Source organism: Rhizobium sp. G21 (genome assembly GCF_014158035.1).
Taxonomy (GTDB): domain Bacteria; phylum Pseudomonadota; class Alphaproteobacteria; order Rhizobiales; family Rhizobiaceae; genus Rhizobium_E.
Window position 1 is genome coordinate 1,118,187 of the sequence record NZ_JACFXW010000001.1, and the last position, 25,374, is coordinate 1,143,560.

A 25,374-nucleotide genomic window follows, 5' to 3' on the forward strand; every position below is an offset into this window, starting at 1 on the left:
CCTAGCCCCGCGCGGCAGATCCTCGGCACAAGGCCGAGGATGACGTCGAGCAAGGGGGCGCCCCTCACACCGCCCACGCCCCCGCCGCCCTGTCGCCCGCGGTAAACTCCCCCGTTTCCAGATCCACCACCCCGTCGTCGAACACCGCAAGCTCCACGCCCTCGAGCCTGTCCCGCCCCTCGCCGCCGCCGGAGATCACGAGCGTGTCGAGGTCGATGTCATAGTCGCCATGGTCGCCGGAAAAGATCGCCCGGTCGCGGCCGGCGCCGGCGATCAGCGTGTCGTTTCCATCGCCGCCGTCGAGCCGGTCGGCGCCGCTACGGCCTTCGAGAATGTTGCGGCCGTCGTCGCCGGTCAGGGTGTCGGCGAATTTGGAGCCGATCAGGCCTTCGATCGCGCTGTAGCGGTCGCCCCTGGCCTCGCCTGAATTTCGGGAGGCGTCGGAGAGATCGGCGGTCACGCCATTGCCCGCCAGCTTGTAGCTGGCGAAGTCGACGCCGTCGCCGCCCAAGATCCTGTCGGCGCCCGCTCCGCCCGCCAGCACGTCGTCCCCCTTTGCCGCCCAAAAGCTGGTCGGCGCCTGCGAGGCCGTAGAGGAAGTCGTCGCCGGCCCCCGTCTTCAGCACGTTTGCTTCCTCGCCGCCGATCACCAGATCGCGATAGGCCTCGGTGATCCTGCCGCCCTTGGTCGTGTCGTAATCGTCCGGCAGGTCGCTCCATTTGTGCACCCAGGCATTGTCGATGCGCCGGCCGTCGGCATAGCGGACGCCCGCCTCGATCACCTCGCCGCTGGCGTCATACCCCATATAAGCGAGCTGTCGGGTATAGCCGGCCTGGGCGTAGATCCCGTTGACGAAATTCTGGTTGTCGCCGGCCGGGTTCCGGATCGTCCAATTGTCCTCGTAGCCTTCCAGCGCATGGCCGAGTTCGTGGACGATGGCGGTGAAGGGCGTGTCCTTGACCGCATTGCCGTGGCGGTCGAGGTAATGGGCGTCGTCGAGTTCGCGCATGTCGATATAGATCTGGCCGGTTCCCAGGCCGGCGGCGAAATTGCCCTTTTCGTAGTTGACGACGATGTGCGCGCCGTCGTCGCCCACCCAGTCCTCCAGCATGCGTCGGCCGATCGCGGAGTCGCGATAGGCCTGGCGAAACACCGCCAGAATGGCCTTTTCGTCGGCGTCGGAGAAATCCTTGTCGATGTCGACGGCGGCGAGGACTGACTTCAGGGACATACGGCATCCTTCTTGCGGGCGATGGCGGGCGACCGGACCGACACTAATCGCCGCTTTCGCCCGGCGTCAACGCGCCCGCCGCACCGAAAAACTATGGCGTCGCCTGCATCCACGCGCGGCAATATTAGCAAGTCCAGTCATCATCCGACAGTTTCGCGAAAGTTTGCCCCCTACCCTGAGACGAGGTTTGGTCAGTGGGGATTCTGCATGGATAATCTGGCGCGCAAGGAAGATGTGGATCAGCGGATCCGGCAGACGATGGCCGACATCGCCCGCATCGGCGACCCCAAGCGGATGATGGAGCTCGCCGACAGCCTCGTCTACTCCATGCCGCCCGAGCGGGGCGTGGAAATGGCCGGGCTGATGAGCTACGCCAATCCCTTCTACCTGCCCGAAATGCCCGACGAGGCCGCCGAGCGCATCGCCATCCATATCGGCACGCTGGCCGAATATGTGATGCGCGCCAAGCTGACGGCCAACCGCGCCGGCAAGCGCAACATCCTGCTCGCCTGCGCGCCGAAATCGGCCTCGACCTTCATTCAGGGCGCGCTGCGCGCTTCGCTCGATCTGCCCACCGCCAGCCTGTTCACCGCCACCACCGATCCGATGTCGGGTTCGGCGCTGGGGGCCAATCTGCGCGAGCAGGAGCCGGACGAACTGGCGCTGTTGCGCGCCGGCCTCAATGGCCGCGGCTATGTCAGCCAGCATCACGCCCGCTGCTCGCCTTATCTGGCGCGGCTGATGGAGACCTATCGCATCCGCCCGATCGTCACCTATCGCAACATCTTCGACACGCTGGTGTCGATGGACGACATGGTGGTCGACTGGCGCAAGGGTCTGCCGGCGACCGTCAGCAATTTCTTCAACGACGCCATGCCGCAGAATTACCATCTGCGCGACCGCGAGGCGCGGCTGATGATGCTGGCGCGGCGCTGGGCGCCCTGGCTTACGCAATTCTATGTCAGCTGGCGCAAGTCCGAGGCGCTCGGTTTCGTCAAGCCGCTGTGGATCAGCTACGACGCCGATTTCCTCGGCGACAAGTCGGCGCTCGCCGCCCGCATCGTCGATTATGTCGGCGCCTCGGGCGACGCCGCGCTGCGCCTGGCCGCCGCCTTCGAAGACCGCTCCGACGCCTCCGCCAAGCGCCTGAACAAGGGCGTGGCCGGCCGCGGCCGCGATATTCCCGACGCCGTCCGCGCCCATGTCATGGCCGTGGCGTCCGCTTATGCGGACGATGTCGATCTTGCCCCGCTGGTCGGCGGCTGAGCCGAAACCGTTTCGAGGACCCCCGCATGCACGCACACGCCGCCAATGATCTCGAGGGCCAGATCCGGCCGATGATGACCTGGATGTCGCGCAATCCCGACGGACGGGAAATGCTCGATGTCGGCAACGCCTTCATCCTGCGCTTTCCGCCGCAGCGGGCGCTGGCCGTCGCCACCGCCATGAGCCTTGCCAATCCGTTCTTCCTGCCGAAAGTGCCGGATCAGGCCGCCAACGATCTCGCCGTGCCGCTCGAGGATTTCGCCGAAATCGTCATGCGCGCCAAGCTCACGGCCAAGAAGGCCAAGCAGAGCAATGTGCTGATCGCGGCCGCGCCGTTTTCCGGCGCCGATCTCATCCAGAGCGCGCTGGTCCGCGCCGCCGGCCTGCCGGAGGCCTGCCTGCACTCCACCACGCTCGACGGCCCGGCCGCCACCGCCCAGGGCGGCAGCCTGCGGGAGCAGGAAGTCGACGAACTGGCGCTGATCCAGAACGGGCTCAACATGCATGGCTACACCGCCCTGCACGCCGTACGCTGCACGCCCTATATGTCCCGGCTGTTGTCCACCTATGGCGTCAGGCCGATCGTCGCCAGCCGCGGGATCGCCGACACGATCGTGTCGCTCGAAGCGGCGGCGCTCGCCGGCCGCGCGGGCCAGGACGGGCTCTACCCCGCCTATTTCGCCGACGGACTGCCGGGCAATTTCCACACGCTCGGCCGCGAGGAGCGGTTGACGCTGATCGCCCATCGCTGGACGCCCTGGCTGGTGCAGTTCTTCGTCAGCTGGCGGATCTGCGCGCGCGAAGGCCTGGCGCAGCCGCTGTTCCTCACTTACGAGGAAGACATGCTCGGCGATCTCGACCTGCTCGCCGCCCGCATCGCCGATTTCGTCGGCTATGACGTCGCCGACATCGAAAAGGTCGCCCGCGTCTTCGCCGATCCCGACAATGCGGCCGCCCGCAGCCTGAAGACCGATCCCGCCGGCCGCGGCGCCGATCTGCCGGCCACGGTGGCCGCCTTCATACAGGCTTCGATCGACGATTATCGCGACGATGTCGACCTGACGCCGCTGGTGGGCGCGGCGCTCGCCTGAGATTTGACCTATCGCATTGATTTCGCCGCGTCGGGGCCTTCCTATGGGAGGCCCCGACGTCGTTTCAGGAGATCGTCACTTGGTGGATCTGCCGCATGGCCTCTTGCCGTTTCTCATCGCCAGCCTGCTGATCGAGCTGACGCCGGGGCCGAACATGACGTGGCTCGCCATCCTGACTTTGGCGGAGGGACGCGCGCGCGGGCTGATGGCGGTGGCCGGCGTCGGGCTCGGGCTTGCGCTTCTGGGCGCGCTCGGCGCCCTCGGCGTCTCCGAGATCGTGCAGTCGTCGCGGCTCGCCTATGAGGCCTTGCGCTGGACGGGGGCGGCCTTCCTGGTCTATCTCGCCTGGGAAGGCTGGCGCGGCGGCGAAAAAGAAGAAGGCGGCGGCGAGCGCCGCGCCTTCGCGCGCGGCTTTTTCGCCAATGTCCTCAATCCCAAGGCGGCGGTGTTCTACATCGCCGTGCTGCCGGGCTTCATCACCCCCGATCACGACGTGGCCGCGCAGACATGGACGCTGACGGCGGCCTATGTGACGGTGGCGACCTCGGTGCATGCGGCCATCGTGCTCATGGCCTCGGTGCTGCAGCCGCTGCTGATGGAGCCGCGCCGGGCCGAGATCACCCGAAAAGCGCTGTCGCTGGCGCTGTTCGGCGTCGCGGTGTGGTTCATCCTGACCAGCAGCCGCGCCTGACCGCCTCACATGGCGGCAGCGGTCGGCGTGCGGCGGGCAAACAGCCAGTGATCGAGCGACACCGGCCCGGGGCCCCGCAGCGCGATCAGCAGCAGGCAGGCGGCCCAGGTTCCATGCGTCGGCCAGGCGCCGGGATAGACGAAGATCTGGATCACCAGCGTCATGCCGAGAAGCGCCAGCGCCGCGAAGCGCGTTCCCAGACCCAGCACCAGCAGGATGGGGAAGAAATGCTCGGCGAAAGCGGCCATATGCGCGGCGAGCCAGGGATCGATCAGCGGCAATTTGTATTCGTTTTCGAACAGGAAGATGGCGCTGTCATTGACCATGAAGCCGTCGACCTTGGTCTGGCCGGACTGCCAGAACACCGCGGCGATCGACAGCCGCGCGATCAGCGACACCGGCCAGAGCGGCGCGGCCTCGGCCAGCCGCAAGGCGCGATCATAGAGAGACAGTGCGGATGTGGTCACGGTCATGGCTGGGGCTCCAGAGGTTCGAGCGCGATGAAGCAGCCGGCCTGGATCAGGCCGGTCAGATGTCGGGTGATGTCGAAATCGGCGGTCGTCGCGGCGGTCGTCGCATAGGCGGAGCCGAGCGATGCGCCCTCGGCGAGAGCATTGAGAAACAGCGCCCCGCCCGGCGGCAGCACGCGGGTCTCCACCAGCATCTCGGGACGACAGACCAGCACGTCCTCGGCCCGCCAATCGGTGATCGGGCCGGGCTCGGCCTCGCCGGAATTCATCGCCCAGATCGTTCCGACCGGATGGGCGGAGGCGATGACGGCGAGCGAGGGATGGGCGCGGAACCGAATCTCGGCCAGCCGTCCGGGCGGGAGGGCGGCGAGCGCCTGCGGATCGAGCGGATCGGCGTCCGCAGCGTGATAGGCATGCGAGCGGGCGATCTCCAGCCGCGCCACATCGGCGAGGTAAGGCAGTTCGGCGACCGGTTCGAAGCCAGCGAGAAACTCCGGCAGATCGTCGCCGTAGTTCAGCAGCAGCGGCGAGCGCGGCGGATGGGCGGAGACGAAGACCTCGGCCATCGCGGTGAAGAAGGCGTCGCCCACCAGTTTCTCGATGACGGGAAAGCGGCTGGCGAGCGCGCCCCGAAGCCCGATGGCGACATTGTCGCGATAGACGCGGAAGCGCCGTCCCACCGGCCCGCTCCAGGCTTTCAGGCCCTCGGGCGGCGTCTCCCCGGGGGTCAGCAGCGCTGCGGCGAAGTGGTCGTGGATCTGCATGATCACGCCGCCCGCGCCCGCGCCAGATCGAGGATCGCTCCGGCCGCGATCGCTTCCGCGCGCAGCACCGTCCAGTCCGGCACGTCGTTGTCCCATTCGATCAGCGTCGGCAGCGGCCCGGTCTTCGCGATGGTCTCCCTGTAGAGCGTCCAGACCGGATCTTTCACCGGCGTGTCGTGGCTGTCGATCAGCAGGGCCGCGCCATGCTCGTCCTCGGTCTCGGAATGACCCGACAGATGGATCTCGCCGACATGGCCGAGCGGAAAGCGGGCGAGATAGGCGCGCGGATCGAGATTGTGGTTGGCGGCGGCGACAAAGACATTGTTGATGTCGAGCAGCAATCCGCAGCCGGTGCGGCGGACCACTTCGCCGAGAAAATCGGTTTCCTCGATGTCGCTCGCCTCGAACAGCAGATAGGTGGCGGGATTTTCGAGCAGCATGCGCCGGCCCAGAGCCTCCTGCACCTGATCGACATGGCTGACCACGCTGTCGAGCGTCGCCTGATTATAGGGCAAGGGCAACAGATCGTTGTAGAAATTCTCGCCGTGGCTCGACCAGGCCAGATGTTCGGAAAAGCTTTCCGGCTGATAGCGGTCGCAGACGATCTTCAGGCGCGCCAGATGGGCGCGATCGAGCGGCTGCGCGCCGCCGATCGACAGTCCCACGCCATGAATGGACAGCGCGTAATCCTGCCTCAGTTTCGCGAGGCGCGCATGCGGCGGCCCGCCCGCGCCCATATAGTTTTCCGCATGCACCTCGAAAAAGCCGAGCGGTTGAGGCTCCCGGTCGATCTCGGAAAAATGCTCCGGCTTGAAGCCGACGCCGGGACGGGCGGGAAGCAGCGTCTGTCGCATGATCGGTGTCCTTTCGAGGCGTGAGGGTATTGTTCAGGGTTTGACGGCGTGCACTGCCCCATCCGGCTGCCGCCACCTTCTCCCCGCGGCTGCGGGGAGAAGGATGAGTGTGGCAATGTCGGCGCTCCATCCTCCTTCTCCCCGCATGCGCGGGGAGAAGGTCCCGGCATGGGGATGAGGGGCGGTGCACGACGCGCGCGCCGCCGATTGCAAAATCACATCGGCGCCGGACCCTGCTCCAGCATGCCCATGCCGTCGGGGGTCTTCATGGTGACGCAGGTGCCGGCGGGCACCAGCTTCCAGGCGTTCTTCTGATAGTCGACCTTGGAGGTTCCGGCGCAGGTGGTGCCGGCGCCGGCGGCGCAGTCGTTCTGGCCCTTGAGCGCGACGCCGTAGCACTTTTCCTTGTCGGCGGCGGCGGCGGGGGGCGGTCACGGCGGCCGAGAGGGCGGCGGCGACGGAAGCGGCGAGGACGGCGGTGTTGACGAAGTTCATGTGGATCTCCCAGTGATCGGTAAAGTCGGGTTGCGTGCGGAGGGGCGGATGGATCAGGCCGGGGTCAGCGAGCCCATGCCGTTCGGGGTTTCCATCTTGGCGCAGGTGCCGGCCGGCACGAGCTTGAAGGAGGCCTTGTCGTAATCGACCTTGGAATGGCCAGCGCAGTCATGCTTGCCGGCGGCGCAATTTCTGGCCCTTCAGCGCGACGCCGTAGCATTTTTCGGTGTCGGCGGCGGCGGCCGGGACCGAAACGGCGGCGAGCGCGGAGGCGAGAGAGCCGGCGAGCGTCAAAGTCAGCATGGTCTTGTTCATCGATCTGTCTCCGTTTGAGCGGCCATCCATCGGCCTGCAAAGGGGAATACGGGGGTATTTCCGCCTTCATTACAGCCATGGTGAAATTTTTTTCGGAGGGGTCCCGCATCACGTCTTCGACACGCAAGCGTGATCCGAACGTCGCGACATTTGAATTTTTTCATCTTCGCGCTGTAATAAAGGCGCGGGCTCTTGCGTAACAGGGGATAACGCGTGGCGATTTCGGCGCGACAACAGCAATGGGCGACATGGATGCGGGCGGCGCTTTCGGGCGACGAGCGCGCCTATCACGCCTTTCTCACCGACGTCGCGCCGCATCTGCGCGCCATGGCGCGACGGCGATGCGACATGCTGGGCGCGGACAAGAGCATCGCCAGAGGATATCGTGCAGGAGGTGCTGCTCAGCGTGCATCTCAAGCGCGGCTCCTGGGATCCGTCCCGGCCGATCGGCCCCTGGCTCGCCGCCATCACGCGCAACAAGCTGATCGACGCGCTGCGCCGCAGAGGCCGCCGCGTCGACATTCCCATCGAAGACGTGGCCGAGACCCTGGCCGCTCTCGACGCGGGAGAGACCGAGCAGGATCTGGGCGACGCCAGCCGTCTCCTCGACCGGCTCAAGGATCCGCAGCGCGACATCGTGCGCTCCATCTCGCTCGAAGGGCGGGAGGTGCGCGAGACCGCGGCGCGGCTGAACATGACCGAGGGCGCGGTGCGCGTGGCGCTGCACAGGGCGTTGAAGAACCTCGCGGCCCTTTATCGGAGCACGGTGGAATGAAGACCGAAGACCTGATCGCCCTGATGACCAAGGACGCCGGCAGCGTCAAACCGCTCGGGGGCGCCTTTTCCGGTTGGCTGGCGCTCGGCGCGGCGGGCTCCGCCGTCCTGTTCCTGCTCACGATCGGTTTGCGGCCCGATCTCGCGGTGATGATCGCCACGCCGCGCGTCGCCTTCAAGATCGTGCTGACGCTTCTCATCGCCGGCGCCGCCATTCTGCTGGCGCGGCGCATGGGCGAGCCCGGCCTGTCGCTGAAGCCGGCTTTCGCCCTCATCGCGCTCGCCGGCGTGGCGCTGGTCGCAGGCGTGGCGACCGAACTCGCCGCCCTGCCCCGCTCGGCCTGGGCGACCAGCCTGATCGGCCGCAACTCGCGCTTCTGCCTCGTCGCCATCCCGACGCTGTCGCTCCTGCCGCTTCTCGCCTTGATGCTGGCGCTTCGCCGCGGCGCGCCGGACCGGCCCGCCGCCGCGGGCGGGGGGGCGGGCCTCGCCGCCGGCGCGGTGGCGACCGCCATCTATGCCTGGCATTGCCCCGACGACAGTCCGCTCTTCGTGGCGTCCTGGTACATGCTGGCCATGCTGATCGTGACGGGCGTCGGCGCGGCCATCGGCGCCCGCGCGCTGAAGTGGTGAATTGGCGCAACGCAGCGATCTCGGCAATCGGAGATTGACGCGTCGCGCGCAGTGTCGTTAAAGTCCTCCGCACAGTTGACGAAGCAATTTAGGAGGATGTGATGAGCGTTTTTACAGTAACGCCCGGCGATTACCTGTATTCATTCGCGAGCTTCGTGGGAGCGGTGGACGCCTTCATCTTCGCCCGGGCCGACTTCAGCGCCACGTCGAGTTCCTCGTTCAAGTCGGTGATCGAAGAAGGCCCGTTCGAAGGCCTGGGCTTCAGCGTCAAGGGCAGCGGATTTCGCTACAACGGCGACAGTTTGGCGGATGGGGTGATTTCCTCGATCACCGCCACCGAACGCGGCGAAACCATCTTCCGGATCACCGGCCAACTGGACATGGACGTCTTTCGTCCCTTGATCGTCAAGGAACTGACCGGCACGGACCGGCTGGCGATCGAGCGCAAACTGTTCAGCCATGACTGGCGCTACACCGGCACCGACGCCGACGACGTCGCCGCCAAGAACAGCCTTTTGGGCGGCGACGGCTACCGGTTCAATCCCAAGGGGAACGACGTCATCAAGCTCATGGGCGGCAATGACGATTTCTTCGCCGGCGACGGCAATGACGAGATCTATGGCGGCGCGGGCAATGACCGGCTGGACGCCGGCGCCGGCCGCGACCTCGTCCATGGCGGCGCGGGCAAGGACACGCTGACCGGCGGCGCGGGCGGCGACACGTTTCTGTTCCGCCGCGGCGACGGCAAGGACACGATCGTCGATTTCGACGCCAAGGGCGGCGATCACGATCGCATCGATCTCTCCGACATCGCCGCGATCAAGAACTGGGCCGATCTCAAGGCGAACCATCTCGACAGGGACGGCGCGGATGCGATCATCGACGCCGGCGCCGGCGCGCAACTGCGGCTGGAGGACGTCAAGCTGGGCGACCTCGACAAGACCGACTTCCTGTTCTGAGCCGGACCATCGGCGCCCGCTCTCCTGAGTATTTTCGGGACTATCGTTCGAATACGCTAAAATTACGGATCGGACGCTAACCCTTCGCTAACCGGAACGCGGTGTAACTCGGGCTCGGGAAAGCGCAGCCGCGCTTTCGGGACAGGGCGGAGTGTGCGCGTGTTGATGCCTGCGGAAATAAACCTGGCCTATCCGCGCATGGTGGATGCGCGGGCCGCGGTGCTGCTCGTCGAGGGATCGGAATCCCTCAGTCTGCTGCTGAAGACGCGCATCGAGGCCGAAGCCGACGTCGATGTCGTCGCCTGCCACACGCTCGCCGAGGCGCGCGCGTCGCTGCGGGCGCGACGCTTCACGCTCGTCGTCGCCGCCCGCACCCTGCCCGACGGGCCGGACGGCGAGATCGTGGCGGTGGCGGAAAAGGCGGAGACGCCGTTCATCCTGCTGACGGCGACCTTCGACCCCAGCCTGCGCAGCCGCTTCGCCCGGCAGCATCTCGTCGACTATTTCGTCAAGGACAATGCGCATGCGGCGCAGCTGGTGACGGCGGCGGTGGTCAAGTTCATCGCCAATCGCGACGTGACGGTGCTGGTGGTCGACGACAGCGCCTCCGGCCGCAGCAGGCTGACCGACATCCTCCGCCGGCAGAATTTCACCGTGACGCAGACCAGTTGCGCCGAAGACGCCATGCGCCGCATCGACGCCGGCGGCGTCGAGCTGGTGATCGTCGACTATTACATGCCCGGCATGAACGGCTATGAGCTGATCCGCAAGATCCGCGAGACGCATCCGTCGGACCGCATCCGGCTGATCGGCGTTTCCGCCTCGTCCGACCGCATGCTCGCCGCCGCCTTCCTGAAAGCCGGCGCCTCGGACTTTCTCTATCGCCCCTTCGTGACCGAGGAACTGCAGTGCCGGCTCGATGCGCATGTGGAGACGCTGAGCCAGATCAAGCGGTTGCGACATCTCGCCGACCATGATCCGCTGACCGGCCTCCATAATCGCCGCGCCTTTTCGAACACGCCCGGCGCCGCCTCCGCGACCTCGAAGGCCGCGGCCGGCGCGGCTCGGTGTTCATCGTCGACATCGACCATTTCAAGCAGATCAACGACACGCATGGCCACGAGGCCGGCGACCGGGTGCTCATCGGCGCCGCGAAGCTGATCAAGGCGCATGCCGATCTGACCGGCTCGCTCTCGGCCCGGTTCGGCGGCGAGGAATTCGTGGTGCTGTCGACCGATCTGACCGACATCGCCGCCGAAGCCTCGGCGGAGGCGCTGCGCACCCATTTCGCCGCCAGCCGCTTCGACGCCACGGACGAGCCGATCAGCGCGACCATCTCGATCGGGCTCGCCGAACTCGATCCCGGCGAAACGCTGTCCAACGCGCTGAACGCCGCCGACCAGATGCTCTACCTGGCCAAGAGCGGCGGCCGGAACAAGGTGGTGTCGGACCGGTCGTTCGCCTAGAGCCTTTTGCTTGCGCCGGGCCGGGGGCGAAGCCTATCCTCACCCCAACCTCCTCAACGCCGCGTCGCCCCATGCTCGCCGCCTTTCGCGCCCTGTCCGCCACCCAACGCTCCGCCCGCGCCGACCGGCATCTGGCCTATTGCCTGACATTCGCGGCCGGCGCCGCCAATGCCGGCGGCTTCATGGCGGTGGGGCAATACACGTCGCATATGTCGGGCATCGTCTCGGCCATGGCCGATCACCTGACGCTGGGTCAGGCGGCGCTCGTCGGCGCGGGACTTTCGGCCTTTATCGCCTTCGTGGCGGGGGCTGCGACCTCCGCCATCCTGGTCAACTGGGCGCGGCGGCGATCGCTCGCCAGCGAATACGCCCTGCCGCTGATGCTGGAAGCGGCGCTGCTGGCGCTGTTCGCGCTGGTCGGGCCCCGGCTGCAGACCTATGCCTGGGCGCTGGCGCCGGCCACCGTGATGCTGCTCTGCTTCATCATGGGCCTGCAGAACGCCATCATCACCAAACTGTCGCAGGCGCGCATCCGCACCACCCATATCACCGGCCTCGTCACCGACATGGGCATCGAGATCGGCAAGGCGCTCTACTGGAACGCGCCCTCCTCGACGCTGCCGCCGGTCAAGGCCGACCGCGACAAGCTCGGCCTGCTCGCCAGCCTGATCGGCCTGTTCTTCGCCGGCGGGGCGCTGGGCGCAAAAGCCTTCATGACCACCGGCTTCGCCGCGGCCTATGCGCTGGCCGGACTGGTGGCGGCGCTGGCGATCGCGCCCGTCATCGAGGATCTGCGCAGGCTGCTCTCCGCCGGGCGTCGCCTGAACTGACGCCGCGTCGGTTGCGCTTGCGCGGGTCTTGACGCCCCTCAATTGTTAACGCTCATTTCCCATTCGTAAACGGTAACCTTTGATTAACCATGAAATGCAACCATTTATAAACCATGGGGGCATGGGCATCGCATTCGAAGGGGTTACTCAAAATGCCAGTCATTACAATTGCGAACACCAAGGGCGGAGCGGGCAAGACGACGGCGGCGGTGCTGCTGGCGGTGGAGCTCGCCCATTGCGGCCACAAGGTCACGGTTTTCGACAGCGACGCCCAGGCCTGGTTTTCCGAATGGTACAATGTCGCCCGGCCCGCGGGCCTGTTGACGCTCGTCACTCGTGTGACGCCGGCTTCGCTGGAATGTCAGATCCGCGACATGGCGCCGGACGAATATTTCATCATCGACCTCGCCGGCGAGCGCAACCAGTTGACCGCAACCGCGCTGGCTTTCGCCAATCATGTGCTGATCCCGGTGCAGGGTTCGGCGATGGACGCCAAGGGCGCGATGAAGATCCTCGACCTGATCAAGCAGATCAAGGCCGAGACCGGCTTCGACATTCCGCATTCCGTGTTGCTGTCGCGCGTCAACCCGATGGTGACGACGCATTCGCTCTTGGTCATCAAGGGCATGCTCGCCCAGCGCAACGTCAATGTGCTGGCGACCCCGATCGTCGAGCGCGGCGCCTATCGCGAAATGTTCGACCATGGAACGACGATCTACGATCTCGATCCGACCAAGACTTCCAATCTCGATCGCGCCCAGTCCAACGCCCGCGAATTCGCCGCCGAAATCATGCGGCTGCTGCCGGCCCGCATCATCCGCAGCGCGCGCCGCAAGACCATGTTCGGCTGGAGCCGGGCGGCGTGAGCGCAGGAAGGTCTGATTGCGCGCCTGAAGGGGATGGACTATATCTCCCGGATGAAGAGCGTCATGAAGAGAATTTCTCTGGACGAGCACTGGACGAAACTCGTGGAGGACGCGGTCGAGGACGGCCGCTTCCGCTCCGCAGAGGACGTTGTCACCGCAGGTCTCCGACTGATCGAGGAGCGTGATGGCAGGCTCCGGGCGCTCAAGGACAAGGTCGCCGACGCGATTGCCCGAGGCGGGGCTGTGTCCGAACCGGAAACGGACGCTCTGCTGGTCGATCGAGCCGAAGCGCTGTTGCGCGAAGGCGTGTGATTGCGGCGGCTGGTCTATCTTCCAAGCGCCGCTGCAAACTGGAAGCTGTGCTTTGAAAGTCAATGTATTTCACAGCGGGTTGATGATTGGCTACAGTCGCCTGGATGCGGCCGATCCGCCGATGAGCGTTGCGGCAGGACCATTTGAGCCGACGTCAGACTATGATCCGCAACGCCATGCCAGCACCATCGACGGTGAGGACAACACCGGGCGCGTTGAAGAGCAATTGTCTGTCCGCTCGGAAGAGTTTGGGGGCATCGACTGCCAAGGCGTCATCATCGACGACTACAGCAAAACACTGGGGAGATAAGCATCTCCGTGTTGTGCATACGCCATCCGGATTACGACACTTTATTTGCATCCAGTCCGGCCTATAAGGCCTATTGGGATTAATCCGCCTGACCTCACATCCCCGCCCGGCGCTCCAGCGCCTCGACACGCTCGGTCAGATCGCTGAGCGCGGTCGTGTTCTGAAGACCGCCCTGCAGCGCGGTCAGAATATCGTTGTATTGGCTGCGGAGCTCGATGCGCATCTCACGGATATGTTCCGAATTGGCGTCGAGCGTGTTTTCGATGTCCTCCATGCGGTGATGAAGCGCTTCCAGACGTTGCGCGAGCGCCTCCAGACGATGCGCGAGCGCGTCGAGACGATGCGTGACATCCGTCCGAAACTGCGCGAAATCCGACCGGAATAATGTGTGCTCCGATCTCATCTCGAGCACGTCACCGCGCACTTGCGTGTTCTGGCGCGACAATTTGGTGAATTCCGACTCGAAGCGCCCGATGGCGCCTGATGTTTTCGGAAATATTGCTGTTCAGCGTCTTCATGCCGTCGAGAACGGCGGAGAACTGGTGGATCAGGCGCTTCTGAAACTCAAAATCTTCAGACATCGGGCGATCTCGGCGTTGACGACGAGGATCATACAACGTTGCGATGACCGAGACAACAAGGACAACCGGCGGGGCCAAGCGGGCCGAACTCCCCTTGCCCCCGCCCCGCATTCGCTCTATCCAGCCGGCTTCCCTTTCCCCCCCCGGAGGCCTCGACCATGCTCCCCTGGATCACCCTGGATACCGCGACGATCCCCGGCGGGACGGAGACGTTGCGGCTCAAGCAGCGGGGGACGGAGTTTTCGATCATGCTCGGGGCCAACGAGTTGATGAACAGCCGGCTCTTCGGCTCGGAAGAGGCGCTGGCGACGCTGTCGATCGAGGCGCTCGCGGGGCGCCCCCGGCCGAAAGTGCTGATCGGAGGGCTCGGCATGGGGTTTACGCTGCGGGCGGCGCTCGGGCGGCTCGGCGGCGATGCGGAGGTCGAGGTGGCGGAGTTGGTGCCCCAGGTGGTCGATTGGGCGCGCGGGCCGATGGCGGCGCTGCATCAGGGGACGCTGGAGGATCCGCGGGTGAAGATCACGCTGGGCGATGTCGGCGCGGTGATTGCGGGCGGCAAAAGCTATGACGCCATCCTGCTCGATGTCGACAACGGCCCGGATGGTCTCAGCCGCACCGCAAACGACGCGCTCTACAACGCCCGCGGGCTGGGGCTGGCGAAAGCGGCGCTGAGCAAGGGCGGCGTGCTCGCCGTCTGGTCCTCGGGCCGCGATCCCGGCTTCACCAAAAGGCTCAATCAGGCCCGCTTCCAGACCGAGGAGAAGATCGTGCGCGCCACCGGCAGATCCGGCGCCAAGCACATGATCTGGCTGGCGGTGAAGCCGTAAGGCGTCCTGCGCGTCAGAAGATGAAGTCGCTGGCCCTGAAGTCGGCGAGCGTGACGTTTTCGATCGTCACCTGATCGTCGCCGGGCAGGTCGAGGATCACGTTCTTGCCGCTCTGGCGCATGACATTGGTCTTGAGATCGACGAAACTGTCGAAAGCCTCGCTCTGGGCGAAATCGCTGATGTCGATCCGGTCGTCGCCCGCCCCCTTGATCTGAAAACCGCGGATCCTATCGGCCCCGCAATCGAGGCTGAAGACGAATGTGTCTCGCACGCCGTCGTTCACTGAGCCGCCGATCAGCAGATCGTCGCCGCGGCCGCCATTCAGCGTGTCGGCGCCGGCCAGTCCTTTCAACGTGTTGTCGCCGCGATTGCCGGTGATGAGATTGGCGGCGCTGTTGCCGACGCCCTTGAGCGCGTCGCCGCCGCGCAGGGTCAGGTTCTCGATATCGAGACCGAGCACGGTATTGCGGATGACCGAGAGCGTATCGGTCCCCTCGCCGCCCGAGACCTCGATGTCGACGGCCCCCATAAAGATAAAATCGTCGCCAGCCCCGGTAGTCGCATCGCCGCCGACCACGCCGGCGAGAAGCTTCAGCGTATCGGCGCCCTCGCCGAGATCGATATCGCCGGTGATGACGCCGGTGTTGATCAGCGTCGCATTGGCCAAGGTTTCGGTGATCGAGCCCTGGATCGTTCCGGAATTGACGATGCGGGCGGTCGCGTCCGTCTCGCCCGAGATCTGCGCCGCCACGCCGCTGTCCACCGCGACCACGCCGGAATTGGACAGCGACAGGCCTGCGCCCGACAGCTGCACGGCGACGCCGCCCGAGGTGATTTCGCCGCTATTGGCGAGTGCGCCCTCATCGCCGCTCAGGAATACGCCGAAGGAGGCGCCGGTGATCGCGCCGCTGTTGACGACGGTGTTGCCGGTTCCCGACACATTGACGCCGCCAACGCCGGTGATGGCGCCGGCATTTGTGAGCCGCAGGGCATTGGCGTTGCCGGTGACGCCGCTATCCGAGGCCAGGATGCCGCCGCCAGCGCTGATCATGATGTCGTCGCCGGAACTGAAGATCGGGTCGAAGGTGAACTCGTCGAAGGAGCCCAGCGAGACGCCATCGTCGCCCGCAGACACGATCCGTCCATCGATCAGCACATTGCGCCCGACAAAGGCGCCGGCAAGCTCTACCGCGTCTGTCGCCGTGATCAGCGATATGCCGGCTGCGACCACAAGCGCGTCGGAACTGTGCGTGAGACTGACGACGGCGGTGGAATTGGCGGTGAGGACGGTAGTGGCCATGGATCAGCTCCGGTGAATTTGCTGGACGGCAAGACGACAGTCCGCTTGCCATCGGACTAACAAACACTAAATTGAAAACTCTGCGGGCTTCAAAGCCCAAAAATGGGGGCATCCGTCCCAATTCTGGGCGGACCGGACAGCGAGAGGGCGAGATGGACCAGATGAACCGCAGTCTGCTGCCGGACACGCTGCGCGCCCGCAGCCAGGCGCTCGCCGCCCATCCCGCCTTCCATCACGTCGCCCGGGCCGGCGCGCAGGGGCTCATCGCCATGTATGACCAGCACCCGGCTTTGGTGCGGCTGATCGGCAATCACCAGAAATGGCTGCTGACCGGGCTGATCTACGGCGCCTATCTCAAATCGATCGCGCCGGGGGCCGCCCGTCCCTTCTGCGCCGCCCAGGTCATCGAGGACGCCGACGCCGCCGGCATCCTCAGCCGCAACACCGTGCAGCAGACCATGGACGCGATGGCGGGCTACGGGCTGCTGGACAGGACCGATCATGCCGATGACGGCCGCGTCGTGCTGCTCGGCATTCCCGATCATATCCATGGCTCGACGCGCGGCTGGCTGGCCATGCATTGCCAGGCGCTGGACGGGCTCGACGGCGGCGATCGCGCCGCCCGTTTCGTGAGCCGGCCGGAGCTGTTCGCCGCCATCCATCGCGGCCTGATGGCCGGCCTGACCCTGCCCGGCGGCTGGCGCGATCCGCCCGAGGACGTGGCGCTGTTCTACGACGCCCGCCACGGCTTCCTGCTCGCCGAACATCTGGCGGCCACCGCCGAAGCCGAGGGCTCCCGTTTTTGGGTGGCGGGCCTCACCCGCAGCGGCGTCAGCCGCCGCTACGGCATCGGCCGCTCCACCGTGCACCGGCTGTTCCAGGCGGCGGAAGCCAGGGGGCTGTTTTCCCTGGGAGACGGCGGCGTCACAGTCTCTTCCGGCTTCATGGCCAGTTACGCCGGCTGGCAGGCGCTGAAATTCGCCGCGCTGGACCTCGCCGTGGAGCGGGCGTTTTCCGGCGACGCCTGAGCCCTCACCAGGATGTCAGCGCCCTGAGCGTCGGGGTCTTCTTGAAGACGTGATCGTCCATGCGGGTGAAGAGGCGGTCGATGAGGCCGACGGCCTCGACCACGGCGGGACCCTTGTTGAGCATCACGCATTCGGCGCGGGCGGCCATGGCGGCGTCGGTCATTTCGCCGCGCGAGGGCACGCCGTCCTTGACCAGATCCTCCAGCACCTGGGTGGCCCAGATCACCGGGGTGGCCGCCGCCTCGCAGATCCACAGGATCTCCTCCTGCATTTCCGCCAGCCGCTCGAAACCGATTTCGGCGGCGAGATCGCCGCGGGCGATCATCACGCCGAAGGGCCGGCGGGCCCGCGCGATCAGAGCCGGCAGATTGCGCACCGCCTCCGGCTGCTCGATCTTGGCGATCAGCGCCAGCGCTCGGGCCGGTTCGCCGGCGCGGAGAAGCGCGTCCTCGAACAGGTCGAGATCGTCGGGCCGGCTGACGAATGAATAGCCGATCATGTCGGCGATGCCGATCACGGTCTCGAGATCGGTCTCGTCCTTGGCGGTCAGCGGCGACAGGCCGAGCGCGGTGTCGGGCAGGTTGATGCCTTTTTCCGGCTTCAGCTTGGCGCCGCCGGCCTTGGCCTTGACGACGCGCAACAGGACGTCGCCGTCGCGCTTTTCCTCCACCACCGCTTCGAGCTTGCCGTCGTCATAGCGGACGCGATGGCCGACCTCCAACCGGGTGACGATGTCGGGCAGCGACACCGAGGCGGCGAAGCGGGCGCGACCGTCGAGCGCGGGCGCGTCGATGGTCAGGCGAAAGTGATCGCCGGGGGCGAGTTTGCCCGCCTTCTTCTCCGACACGACCGTCTCGACGCGGATCTTCGGGCCGGCAATGTCCATCAGCACGGGAATGTCGCGGCCGAGTCGTCGAGCGGCCGTGCGGACATGGTCGGCGATGGCGCGCCAGACATCGGGGCCGTCATGGGCGCAATTGATGCGGGCGACATCCATGCCGGCTTCGGCGAGCGCCAGCACGAAATCGGCGTCGCCGGCCGCCTCGCTCGGCATAGTGACCATGATCCGGCCGCGCCTGTTGACGCGCGGCGCGCCGAACAGACGATCGGTCGCCGCGATCAGCCTGGCCTCGCCGGAAAAGAACTCCTCCTCCGTGGGCGCGGCGTGTTCGGTCGAACCGCCGGACAGCGCGGCCAGAGCATGGGCGACCGCGTCGAGCGTCGGCAGCACCCGGCTTTCCATCCGCCCGAGCGAGGAGAGGCCGCGCGCCATCAGCCTGCGTTGCAGCGGCCGGAGATCGCGATGGCGCAGCGCGAGATAGGCGGCGAGATTGAACAGTTCGGGACTGGCCTCGGCGGGATCGAGCCCGAAGCCTGCGATCAGCGCGGGGGCGGCGTCCGTCGCCTCGCGCCTGAGCGCGATGATCTCGTCGAGCAGCGCGGCGGCGTTGTCTTCGAGGGCGATGGGTTGGGGGCGATGTCGACATGCGCGTCCATGGCGGGCGATCCTCGTGGCGTTGGCCGGCATCCTAGCCGCGGCCTGCGAAGCCACCATGACAGGGATCAAACGGCGCTGTCGAAAAAGCCTCCGCCGCACAGGCCGCGAACCGGATTTTCGAGCTTCGCCATTTGCTTGCCCCGGAATCAGTGCTAACCCTCCGAAGAGACGTTTCACAGGATCGCCCGCCGTCGATGTTCCGCCTGCCCTTCCTCGTCGCGCTCGCGCTCCTCGTCGCTTTCGGCCTCGGCATCGGCTTGACGGTGATGATGCTCGACGCCTCCTCCGGTTTCGGCGCGATCCGCATCGGCGCCTGGAAAGCCTTTCCGGCGGCGCAGACGGCGGACGCCGACCCCTATGCCCGATCCCATCGCGCCCGCGCCGGACGGCTGCTCTACGGGGCGGCGGAGGGCCTGACCTTCACGGCCGAAACCGACGACGGCGGCCAAGGGCTGACGCCGGCCTGCACCTATCGCATCAGCGGCCAGACGCCGCCGGCGCGGTTCTGGACGCTCTATCCCGCCGACGCCAGGGGCGAGCCGATCGCGGTCGATCCCGCTTTGCCCGGCGCGCTCAATTCGGTGACGGCGCTGCGCCGCGCCGACGGCGGCTTCACCATCGCCGTCTCGCCGCGGGCGCAGGCCGGCAACTGGCTGGCTGCGCCGGCCGACAGGCCCTATCGGCTGGCGCTAACGCTGTTCGACACGCCGGCGGCAGGCTCCTCCGGCCTGATCGACGTGGCGATGCCGACACTCGAAAAGGTCGGTTGCCCATGATCCGCGCCTCGCTCTTTTCCCTGCTGGTCGGCGTCGCCGGCGCGGCGCTGCTGCATGTCATCATCGTGCTGGCGCTGCCCGCCTTCACCGGCATCGACGCCTATACCAAGCTCACCAATTACGACGCCGACCAGCGCTTCGTCCGGTTCGGCGCCGAGCCCGACGCGCAGGGCTTCTCCAACGGCGATCCCTTCCTGCGCACCGCAGCCTGCCTGGTGTCGGTGGCCGAGCGGCCGGTCAGGCTGGCGGCGCCGGGCGGGCCGGTGTTCTGGTCCTTCGCCGTCTACGATTCCGACTCCAACGAGATCTTCTCGATGAACGACCGCTCGCAGGCGGGCGGCGATCTCGACGCCATTCTCGGCTCGCCCGAGCAGCTGGCCCGCATCCGCCGCGACAATCCCGACGCCGCCTCCGACAACGTGCTGATCGAAATGCCGCGCCCGGAAGGCTATGTCGTCATCCGCGCGCTCGCGCCGACGCCCAGCCGGGAGCAGGCGGCGCGAGACTTCCTCGACGGCGCGAGCTGCGAGGGGGCGTGACGCCCCAGGCAAGCCCTGTTTCCAGCCAAATCGTTGCCATCAAAAGTTTTTTCGGCGCTCAGAGTTAACGCGCAATAAAGTTTTGAGACTTGTATAAACCATTTAGGCACATCCCCTGATACACCCGAAAATGCTCAGGGCAAACATAACTTCTCAGAGCGCTTTCATAAGGAACATTTAAGATTCTGGATCGCTAATGAAGCGGTCAAACGAATTAGCCGTTCCTGGAAAAGACGAACAACGCGCTTCTCCTGAACCTTATCTCTAACACGCCGGACGAAAATTCCGTCATCGACGCGACATAAGGTTGCGCCGAAACCCTTGGCTGTGACCGCGCGCAAGCGCGATCCTTCCGCCGATCTGCTTCGTTGCGGCGATGATTGCCGCTCGCGCTCCCCGACATATCAAACCTGGCAAGCCGGTCTTTCAACGGACGCGGCGCGAGCACCTGCGCATAGGAAAAACTGATGACCACCTATAGTGAAATCCTCACCCTTCTCGGCTCCGGCGCTTCCGTCGACCTGCCGGACGACGAAGCCTCGATCACGCTGGAACAGGCGATTTCGCTCGCCGACGCCGGCGTCAGTTTCGGCGCGGGAGACGTGCTCACGGTCGCCGACACAGCCGCAAACCTGCAACAGATCGACGATGACGGCGTCGCCAAGATCGCGACGCTCGGCGTCTCGCTCATCAAGGCCACCGACAGCGCGCTGACGCTGAGCCTGTCGCAGGTCAATGCGCTCGCCGCCGCCGATATCGGCGCGGGCTACAGCTCCGGCGAATATGGCTGGTCGTCGGATAGCGACACTCAGGTCGTCGCCACCTCATCGACCTATGATTCCAGTGTGACCGCCCTGAAAGCCGGCGGCTATGTGGTCACCTGGTCGTCCTACGACTCGTCGCAAAGCGGATACACCAACTATTTCGAGATCCTGAACTCGGATGGCTCCAGCGCCGGGGAACCGACCGCCATCGCCAGCACGTCCTCGAATAGCGGCTGGACGTCGGTCGAAACCACCGCGCTCGACAATGGCGGCTTCGCCGTGGTCTGGACGGACTTCACCACGGGCAAGGTCAAGCTGGCCACCTACTCCGCCGACGGCGTCAGCGACGTGGTCGTGGACGTCGGCGACGCGACATCGTCGCAATCATACTATTCCTATAACGAGATCAATGCCCTGCCCGACGGCAACCTCGTGGTGACCTGGTCGAACTACGGCAAGGACGGCTCGGGCTACGGCGTCTATATGAAAATCCTCGATGCGTCCGGCGACGAGGTGCTCGCAGAGACGCGGGTCAACGACTATACCAGCGGCCAACAATCCAATCAGAAAGTGACGCCGCTCGAAAACGGGTCTTTCGCGGTCGTCTGGACCTCGAACGGCCAGGACGGCAGCAACGAAGGCGTCTACCTGAAGGTCTATTCGGCGGACGGCGTCGAGATCCTGGGCGAAACCCGCGTCAACGACTACACGGCGAGCACGCAGTATCTGCCGCGGATCGTCGCGCTCGCGGATGGCGGTTTCTCCGTGACGTGGTCGTCCTATGAGCAGGACGGCTCGAGCTACGGCGTTTACACCAAGGTCTATGACGACAATGGCGAGGTTGTGCTGGGGGAAACCAAGGTCAACGACACGACGGAAGGCCACCAGGACTGGTCAAACGTCACTCCACTCGCCAAGGGCGGCTTCGTCACGACGTGGATGTCCTACGACAGCTACAGCAACTATGAGATCTACGGCAAGCAATTTGCAGCCGATGGCACGACGGTCACCGCCGAGTTCCAGGTCAGCAGCGGCTCCAACGGCTATGATATTTATCCCTCCGTGTTGGCCCTGAGCAATGGCGGCTACGCCATCGCCTGGTATTCTCTCGACAACTCTTCCAACTGGATACCGACAGTTCAGGTCTACGACGAAGACGGCAATGCGATCGGGGACGTGATGCCGGCTTCACTCACGCATTCGGCGACGGATTGGGGCTATGGCAATGGCGAAGACTACGGCGTCAACCTGATCGAACTCGACAATGGCGACATCGTCGTCGCCTGGGGCTCTTCCGACGGCATCTACACACAGACATTCGAAATCGGCGTCGAGGCCGCCAGCCTCAGCGAACCGGCCGAAACGGTCGAGAACCTGTCGCCGTCCGACATCGCCGACCTGATCGAACTGGGGTCAAGACCATTCATGTCACCGACGCCGGCGACGTGACGCTGTCGAGCGATCTCGCCACGTCGCTGATCGGCATCGCCGGCCTGAAGATCCTGGAGGCTTCCTCGGTGACCGTGTCGGCCGAAGGCGCGACGCTCGATGATTTCGAGGCCGCCGATATCGCCAAGCTCGGCGCGATGGGCGTCACGGCGATGGACGCCGCCGACGATGCTGCGACGCTGAGCTACGACCAGGCCAGCGCCTATGTGAGCGCCGACATCGCCTTCTCGACCGGCGATAAGGTCACCGTGCAGATGGAGTCGTCGGAGCTCGCCGAACTCGACGCCACCGCCATCGCCGACCTCGCCGGCATCGGCGCCGACATGCTCGATCTGACCGACGACGCCGTCACCCTGTCCGCCTACGGCGCCCAGGTCCTGATCGACGCCGGCCTCACCTTCGCGGATGGCGACGCCGTCACGGTCAGCGGAACGGCCGCGGAACTCGACACGTTCATCGCCGCCTATGTCGAAGGCGACGCGACATTCGTCGATCAGTTCGACGTTGCGGATGACGGCGCGGTGACCCTGGCCGTCGCCGAATGGCGCGCCCTGTCGGATCTCGGCGCAGCCTTCTCCGAAGGCGACTCCATCGTGATCGCCGACGGCTGGGAAGGCCTGGCCACGCTGACGCCCGACGATGTCGACAGCCTCGCCGCGTATGGCGTCAAGGAAATCACCTTCACCGGCGGCTCGACCAATATCGACGGCGACGTCGTCCGGGAAATGGCGATCGAGGGACTGGCCTTTACCGAGGACGCCGGAACGGTGGTCCGCATGACGGTGAGCGCAGACGACGTCTCGGGCTTGACGACCGACGACATCGCCGCGCTGGCCGCCGTCAAGATCGACGCCTTCTTCGTCGAGGAAGACGCGAGCGTGACGCTGGACCAGGTGGCGGCTCTCGCGGACGCAGGCGTGAGCGTCTATTCCACCGGCACGCTGGCGCTGGCGATCAGCGTGGCGGAAGCCCAGAGCTTCGACGCGGCGACATTCGAGACGGCTGAAACCGTCGGCGTCAACGCGCTGCAGATCTCCGACGCCGCAGCGCAGATCGCCACGCTCTCCAGCCTGTCCCCGGACGTGTTGGCGACGATTGAAGGGGCGACGCTGAATGTCGACGGCGGCCAGGGCGCATTCACGCTCGCCGAGGCGAGCGGTCTCGTCGACGCCGGCTTCGCGTTTGTCGACGGCAATACGATCACGGCGACCCTCACTTTGGCCGAGGCCAAGGCTCTGGAGAGCGCGACCAGCGATGCGCTGGACGCCGCCGGCGTCGACATCCTCCGGCTCGAGGCCGCGCCGGCCGACATCAAGGCGCTGACCACGACCGAGATCGCCGCGCTGGGGGCTGCGGGCGTCGACACGGTCAATCTCGATCCCGACCGCGTCATACTGAGCGCAGCCCAGATCGCCGCCTTTGCGAATGCCGGCATCGCCTTCAGCGACGATGACGACGTCGTCGAATATGTCGACCTGCAGCTCGGCAACGACACGGCCACCGTCGCCGAACACGCCGTCGCCAAGGTGGACGTGACGGCCAACGACATCGTCACCGACGGCTTCGCCCTCGACGTCACCGAGGCCGTGGTCTCCTCCGGCGACGGCGTCGTCGCCATCAACGACGACGGCACGCTGTCGGTCTCCTATGACGGCGCCGATATCGACGGCTCCGCCCAGGCCGAGGTCAAGGTGACCTACACCGCCACCGACGGCGAGACGAGCTCGACGGCGGAGCTGACCGTCACCTTCACCGCCACGGCGGAAGACGGCGACGACATCGTCGGCACGCCCAGGAGCGACAGGCTGGCCGGCACCGGCGCCGGCGAGCGCATCTTCGGCCTGGCCTCCAACGACGTCATCCTCGGCTATGGCGGCGACGACAGGCTCTATGGCCAGGCCGGCGCCGACACGCTCTATGGCGGCGCGGGCGACGACAGCCTGTTCGGCGATACGGGCAAGGACCGGCTGCTCGGCGGCGACGGCGCCGACCGGCTGTCCGGCGGGGCCGACGACGACCGGCTGTTCGGCGGCGCGGGCGACGACACGCTCGACGGCGACGGCGGGGCCGACCGGCTGCTCGGCGGCGACGGCGCCGACCGGCTCGACGGCGGAACCGGCGATGACCGCCTGTACGGCGACGAGGGCGACGACATCCTCGCCGGCGCCGCGGGCGTCGACCGGCTGCTCGGCGGAGCCGGCGCCGACCGGCTCGACGGCGGAACCGACGACGACCGGCTGTTCGGCGATGCGGGCGACGACCGTCTCGTCGGCGGCGGCGGCGCGGACCGGCTGGTCGGCGGCGACGGCCGCGACCAGTTGCTGGGCGGAACCGGCGACGATATCCTCTCGGGCGGGGCCGGCGACGACACGCTGACCGGCGGGGCCGGCAGCGACAGGCTTTCGGGCGGAACCGGCGCGGACACCTTCGTCTTCGTCGACGAGATCGGCAGCCACCGCGACATCGTCACCGACTTCCAGGCTTCCGGCGCCGCCCAGGACGTCGTCGATCTCTCCGACTTCGACCTCGACGGCTTCCAGGACCTGCGGTCGCTGATGAGTCAGCGAGGCGACAACGTCGTCATCGCCTTCGAGCCGGGCGAGACGATCGTGCTGAAGAATGTCGACATCGACGATCTCTCCAAGAGCGATTTCCTGCTCTGATCCGCGCCGAACCACCTCGGACGCCCCCGCGCGCCGCCCTGAAACGGGCGGCGCGTTCGCGTTGTGGCGAGGCTCGGACGGACGGACGAGGATGAGGCGGCCTTCGCCCGCCACGACGCGGCCAGGCGGCGCCTATTGCCTGCGTCCGCACTCCTATATTCAAGCACTTCTATATATTCTCATTTAGCAATAAACAAAAAAACACGTCTATCCCTACAGTATAAAAATCTAAAATTATAAGTTCCCGCCACATGCGTGAGATATGCTTAGCAAAACAAAATCGTCACCAGAAATGATCAGGGAAAGTGCGATTTCTGGATGTTTCCGGAAAGGAATCCTTAAGGGCAGCGGCTTTTTATAGAAACTACATTATTGACCAGGGAGTATTTTTCGGACGGAAACGCCCATCACTTTATTTTTTTGAGGCCGCAGCGAGACGTCGGGTTTCGCCGCCCGGCCAGGGCCGCTCCAGGGCGCGGCTTGGGCTGGTCGAAACCCGCGATATGGCGACGGGACGGCGCGTTGGGCGCGAGAGTGTCCCGACTTCCGACGATGAACGTTGGAGCCGCCGGTCGCGATCGACGATCGACGACGGCGCTTTCATCCTCTTCAGACCATCTC

The 25,374-nt window shown here is 65.9% G+C and carries 25 protein-coding genes and 4 pseudogenes; 18 read left to right on the plus strand and 11 right to left on the minus strand.

The features are described from left to right. Nucleotides 1-64: 64 nt before the first annotated feature. Together H2O14_RS05720 and H2O14_RS27130 are read right to left on the minus strand one after the other, a co-directional pair. Entirely contained in the window at nt 65-460 is a 396-nt protein-coding gene (locus H2O14_RS05720) for a hypothetical protein (RefSeq protein ID WP_182829469.1), read from the minus strand. 103 nt (nt 461-563) lie between these two features. Further along, a pseudogene (locus H2O14_RS27130) lies at nt 564-1,232 on the minus strand (hypothetical protein); the annotation flags it as partial. Between the two features lie 207 nt (nt 1,233-1,439). On the opposite strand from H2O14_RS27130, the gene H2O14_RS05730 reads away from it, so the two are divergent. From H2O14_RS05730 to H2O14_RS05740, 3 genes are all read left to right on the plus strand, one after another. Then, a complete protein-coding gene (locus H2O14_RS05730; protein ID WP_182826871.1) occupies nt 1,440-2,498 on the plus strand; it encodes a hypothetical protein in 1,059 nt (352 codons plus the stop codon). A gap of 26 nt (nt 2,499-2,524) precedes the next feature. Continuing rightward, complete coding sequence (locus H2O14_RS05735) at nt 2,525-3,589, plus strand: hypothetical protein (RefSeq protein WP_182826872.1); 1,065 nt, start codon at nt 2,525-2,527, stop codon at nt 3,587-3,589. Between the two features lie 82 nt (nt 3,590-3,671). Continuing rightward, complete coding sequence (locus H2O14_RS05740) at nt 3,672-4,280, plus strand: LysE family translocator (RefSeq protein WP_312858659.1); 609 nt, start codon at nt 3,672-3,674, stop codon at nt 4,278-4,280. 5 nt (nt 4,281-4,285) lie between these two features. On the opposite strand, the gene H2O14_RS05745 is transcribed toward H2O14_RS05740, so the two are convergent. The 5 genes and pseudogenes from H2O14_RS05745 to H2O14_RS05765 form a co-directional block, all read right to left on the minus strand. Next, entirely contained in the window at nt 4,286-4,753 is a 468-nt protein-coding gene (locus H2O14_RS05745) for a DoxX family protein (RefSeq protein ID WP_182826874.1), read from the minus strand. Beyond that, nucleotides 4,750-5,514 carry a DUF2063 domain-containing protein gene (locus H2O14_RS05750; protein WP_182826875.1) on the minus strand — a complete coding sequence of 255 codons (765 nt, stop codon included), beginning with the start codon at nt 5,512-5,514 and terminating at the stop codon, nt 4,750-4,752. The genes H2O14_RS05745 and H2O14_RS05750 overlap by 4 nt, the downstream gene beginning before the upstream one ends. Nucleotides 5,515-5,516: 2 nt before the next feature. Continuing rightward, nucleotides 5,517-6,368, minus strand: coding sequence for a DUF692 family multinuclear iron-containing protein (locus H2O14_RS05755; protein WP_182826876.1), 852 nt, complete (start codon nt 6,366-6,368; stop codon nt 5,517-5,519). Nucleotides 6,369-6,583: 215 nt separating this feature from the next. After that, nucleotides 6,584-6,863, minus strand: a pseudogene (locus tag H2O14_RS05760) (DUF2282 domain-containing protein). Nucleotides 6,864-6,916: 53 nt separating this feature from the next. Then, nucleotides 6,917-7,178: pseudogene (locus H2O14_RS05765) on the minus strand (DUF2282 domain-containing protein). Between the two features lie 252 nt (nt 7,179-7,430). On the opposite strand from H2O14_RS05765, the pseudogene H2O14_RS05770 reads away from it, so the two are divergent. The 9 genes and pseudogenes from H2O14_RS05770 (at nt 7,431) to H2O14_RS05810 (ending at nt 13,328) form a co-directional block, all read left to right on the plus strand. After that, a pseudogene (locus H2O14_RS05770) lies at nt 7,431-7,953 on the plus strand (sigma-70 family RNA polymerase sigma factor). After that, a complete protein-coding gene (locus tag H2O14_RS05775) occupies nt 7,950-8,585 on the plus strand; it encodes an NrsF family protein (protein ID WP_182826877.1) in 636 nt (211 codons plus the stop codon). Before H2O14_RS05770 ends, H2O14_RS05775 begins: the two are co-directional and overlap by 4 nt. A gap of 101 nt (nt 8,586-8,686) precedes the next feature. After that, nucleotides 8,687-9,544, plus strand: coding sequence for a calcium-binding protein (locus H2O14_RS05780; protein ID WP_182826878.1), 858 nt, complete (start codon nt 8,687-8,689; stop codon nt 9,542-9,544). 165 nt (nt 9,545-9,709) lie between these two features. Next, nucleotides 9,710-10,705, plus strand: coding sequence for a response regulator (locus H2O14_RS05785; RefSeq protein WP_312858660.1), 996 nt, complete (start codon nt 9,710-9,712; stop codon nt 10,703-10,705). Continuing rightward, nucleotides 10,612-11,010, plus strand: a complete 399-nt coding sequence (locus H2O14_RS05790; protein ID WP_182826880.1) for a GGDEF domain-containing protein — start codon at nt 10,612-10,614, stop codon at nt 11,008-11,010. The genes H2O14_RS05785 and H2O14_RS05790 overlap by 94 nt, the downstream gene beginning before the upstream one ends. Nucleotides 11,011-11,081: 71 nt before the next feature. After that, a complete protein-coding gene (locus H2O14_RS05795; protein WP_182826881.1) occupies nt 11,082-11,840 on the plus strand; it encodes a YoaK family protein in 759 nt (252 codons plus the stop codon). Between the two features lie 152 nt (nt 11,841-11,992). After that, nucleotides 11,993-12,706 carry a ParA family protein gene (locus H2O14_RS05800; RefSeq protein ID WP_182826882.1) on the plus strand — a complete coding sequence of 238 codons (714 nt, stop codon included), beginning with the start codon at nt 11,993-11,995 and terminating at the stop codon, nt 12,704-12,706. Between the two features lie 63 nt (nt 12,707-12,769). Then, a complete protein-coding gene (locus H2O14_RS05805; RefSeq protein WP_182826883.1) occupies nt 12,770-13,018 on the plus strand; it encodes a type II toxin-antitoxin system ParD family antitoxin in 249 nt (82 codons plus the stop codon). Nucleotides 13,019-13,070: 52 nt separating this feature from the next. Next, a complete protein-coding gene (locus H2O14_RS05810; RefSeq protein WP_210275417.1) occupies nt 13,071-13,328 on the plus strand; it encodes a hypothetical protein in 258 nt (85 codons plus the stop codon). A 94-nt stretch (nt 13,329-13,422) separates the two neighbouring features. Here the strand turns inward: H2O14_RS05810 and H2O14_RS05815 are convergent, their stop codons facing one another. Further along, complete coding sequence (locus H2O14_RS05815; RefSeq protein WP_182826884.1) at nt 13,423-13,752, minus strand: hypothetical protein; 330 nt, start codon at nt 13,750-13,752, stop codon at nt 13,423-13,425. Further along, nucleotides 13,742-13,987 (minus strand): hypothetical protein, encoded by a 246-nt coding sequence (locus H2O14_RS05820; RefSeq protein WP_182826885.1) that lies wholly within the window; start codon nt 13,985-13,987, stop codon nt 13,742-13,744. Before H2O14_RS05820 ends, H2O14_RS05815 begins: the two co-directional genes overlap by 11 nt. 80 nt (nt 13,988-14,067) lie before the next feature. On the opposite strand from H2O14_RS05820, the gene H2O14_RS05825 reads away from it, so the two are divergent. Further along, a complete protein-coding gene (locus tag H2O14_RS05825; protein WP_182826886.1) occupies nt 14,068-14,736 on the plus strand; it encodes a spermidine synthase in 669 nt (222 codons plus the stop codon). Nucleotides 14,737-14,749: 13 nt separating this feature from the next. Here the strand turns inward: H2O14_RS05825 and H2O14_RS05830 are convergent, their stop codons facing one another. After that, nucleotides 14,750-16,036, minus strand: coding sequence for a hypothetical protein (locus tag H2O14_RS05830; RefSeq protein ID WP_182826887.1), 1,287 nt, complete (start codon nt 16,034-16,036; stop codon nt 14,750-14,752). A 152-nt stretch (nt 16,037-16,188) separates the two neighbouring features. Between H2O14_RS05830 and H2O14_RS05835 the strand changes: the two genes are divergently transcribed. Beyond that, a complete protein-coding gene (locus H2O14_RS05835; protein WP_182826888.1) occupies nt 16,189-17,064 on the plus strand; it encodes a hypothetical protein in 876 nt (291 codons plus the stop codon). 4 nt (nt 17,065-17,068) lie between these two features. On the opposite strand, the gene H2O14_RS05840 is transcribed toward H2O14_RS05835, so the two are convergent. Beyond that, complete coding sequence (locus H2O14_RS05840; protein WP_182826889.1) at nt 17,069-18,592, minus strand: pyruvate kinase; 1,524 nt, start codon at nt 18,590-18,592, stop codon at nt 17,069-17,071. A 164-nt stretch (nt 18,593-18,756) separates the two neighbouring features. Here H2O14_RS05840 and H2O14_RS05845 point away from each other — a divergent pair, with 164 nt between their 5' ends. From H2O14_RS05845 to H2O14_RS05860, 4 genes are all read left to right on the plus strand, one after another. Further along, complete coding sequence (locus tag H2O14_RS05845; RefSeq protein WP_182826890.1) at nt 18,757-19,338, plus strand: DUF1214 domain-containing protein; 582 nt, start codon at nt 18,757-18,759, stop codon at nt 19,336-19,338. After that, nucleotides 19,335-19,877: a DUF1254 domain-containing protein gene (locus H2O14_RS05850; protein WP_210275511.1), complete on the plus strand. Its 543-nt coding sequence runs from the start codon at nt 19,335-19,337 to the stop codon at nt 19,875-19,877. The genes H2O14_RS05845 and H2O14_RS05850 overlap by 4 nt, the downstream gene beginning before the upstream one ends. Nucleotides 19,878-20,344: 467 nt before the next feature. Then, a complete protein-coding gene (locus H2O14_RS05855) occupies nt 20,345-22,090 on the plus strand; it encodes a hypothetical protein (protein ID WP_182826891.1) in 1,746 nt (581 codons plus the stop codon). Further along, a complete protein-coding gene (locus H2O14_RS05860; protein ID WP_182826892.1) occupies nt 22,087-24,753 on the plus strand; it encodes a calcium-binding protein in 2,667 nt (888 codons plus the stop codon). Before H2O14_RS05855 ends, H2O14_RS05860 begins: the two co-directional genes overlap by 4 nt. Nucleotides 24,754-25,374 lie beyond the last annotated feature (621 nt).

What these genes read in the sequence shown, in the direction of transcription:
- H2O14_RS05775 (WP_182826877.1), top strand. Translation starts at nt 7,950, where the DNA reads ATGAAGACCGAAGACCTGATCGCCCTGATGACCAAGGACGCCGGCAGC.
- H2O14_RS05840 (WP_182826889.1), bottom strand. Translation starts at nt 18,592, where the DNA reads ATGCCGGCCAACGCCACGAGGATCGCCCGCCATGGACGCGCATGTCGA.
- H2O14_RS05845 (WP_182826890.1), top strand. Translation starts at nt 18,757, where the DNA reads ATGTTCCGCCTGCCCTTCCTCGTCGCGCTCGCGCTCCTCGTCGCTTTC.
- H2O14_RS05780 (WP_182826878.1), top strand. Translation starts at nt 8,687, where the DNA reads ATGAGCGTTTTTACAGTAACGCCCGGCGATTACCTGTATTCATTCGCG.
- H2O14_RS05730 (WP_182826871.1), top strand. Translation starts at nt 1,440, where the DNA reads ATGGATAATCTGGCGCGCAAGGAAGATGTGGATCAGCGGATCCGGCAG.
- H2O14_RS05855 (WP_182826891.1), top strand. Translation starts at nt 20,345, where the DNA reads ATGACCACCTATAGTGAAATCCTCACCCTTCTCGGCTCCGGCGCTTCC.
- H2O14_RS05795 (WP_182826881.1), top strand. Translation starts at nt 11,082, where the DNA reads ATGCTCGCCGCCTTTCGCGCCCTGTCCGCCACCCAACGCTCCGCCCGC.
- H2O14_RS05800 (WP_182826882.1), top strand. Translation starts at nt 11,993, where the DNA reads ATGCCAGTCATTACAATTGCGAACACCAAGGGCGGAGCGGGCAAGACG.
- H2O14_RS05745 (WP_182826874.1), bottom strand. Translation starts at nt 4,753, where the DNA reads ATGACCGTGACCACATCCGCACTGTCTCTCTATGATCGCGCCTTGCGG.
- H2O14_RS05825 (WP_182826886.1), top strand. Translation starts at nt 14,068, where the DNA reads ATGCTCCCCTGGATCACCCTGGATACCGCGACGATCCCCGGCGGGACG.
- H2O14_RS05805 (WP_182826883.1), top strand. Translation starts at nt 12,770, where the DNA reads ATGAAGAGAATTTCTCTGGACGAGCACTGGACGAAACTCGTGGAGGAC.
- H2O14_RS05750 (WP_182826875.1), bottom strand. Translation starts at nt 5,514, where the DNA reads ATGCAGATCCACGACCACTTCGCCGCAGCGCTGCTGACCCCCGGGGAG.
- H2O14_RS05850 (WP_210275511.1), top strand. Translation starts at nt 19,335, where the DNA reads ATGATCCGCGCCTCGCTCTTTTCCCTGCTGGTCGGCGTCGCCGGCGCG.
- H2O14_RS05830 (WP_182826887.1), bottom strand. Translation starts at nt 16,036, where the DNA reads ATGGCCACTACCGTCCTCACCGCCAATTCCACCGCCGTCGTCAGTCTC.
- H2O14_RS05755 (WP_182826876.1), bottom strand. Translation starts at nt 6,368, where the DNA reads ATGCGACAGACGCTGCTTCCCGCCCGTCCCGGCGTCGGCTTCAAGCCG.
- H2O14_RS05835 (WP_182826888.1), top strand. Translation starts at nt 16,189, where the DNA reads ATGGACCAGATGAACCGCAGTCTGCTGCCGGACACGCTGCGCGCCCGC.
- H2O14_RS05785 (WP_312858660.1), top strand. Translation starts at nt 9,710, where the DNA reads ATGCCTGCGGAAATAAACCTGGCCTATCCGCGCATGGTGGATGCGCGG.
- H2O14_RS05735 (WP_182826872.1), top strand. Translation starts at nt 2,525, where the DNA reads ATGCACGCACACGCCGCCAATGATCTCGAGGGCCAGATCCGGCCGATG.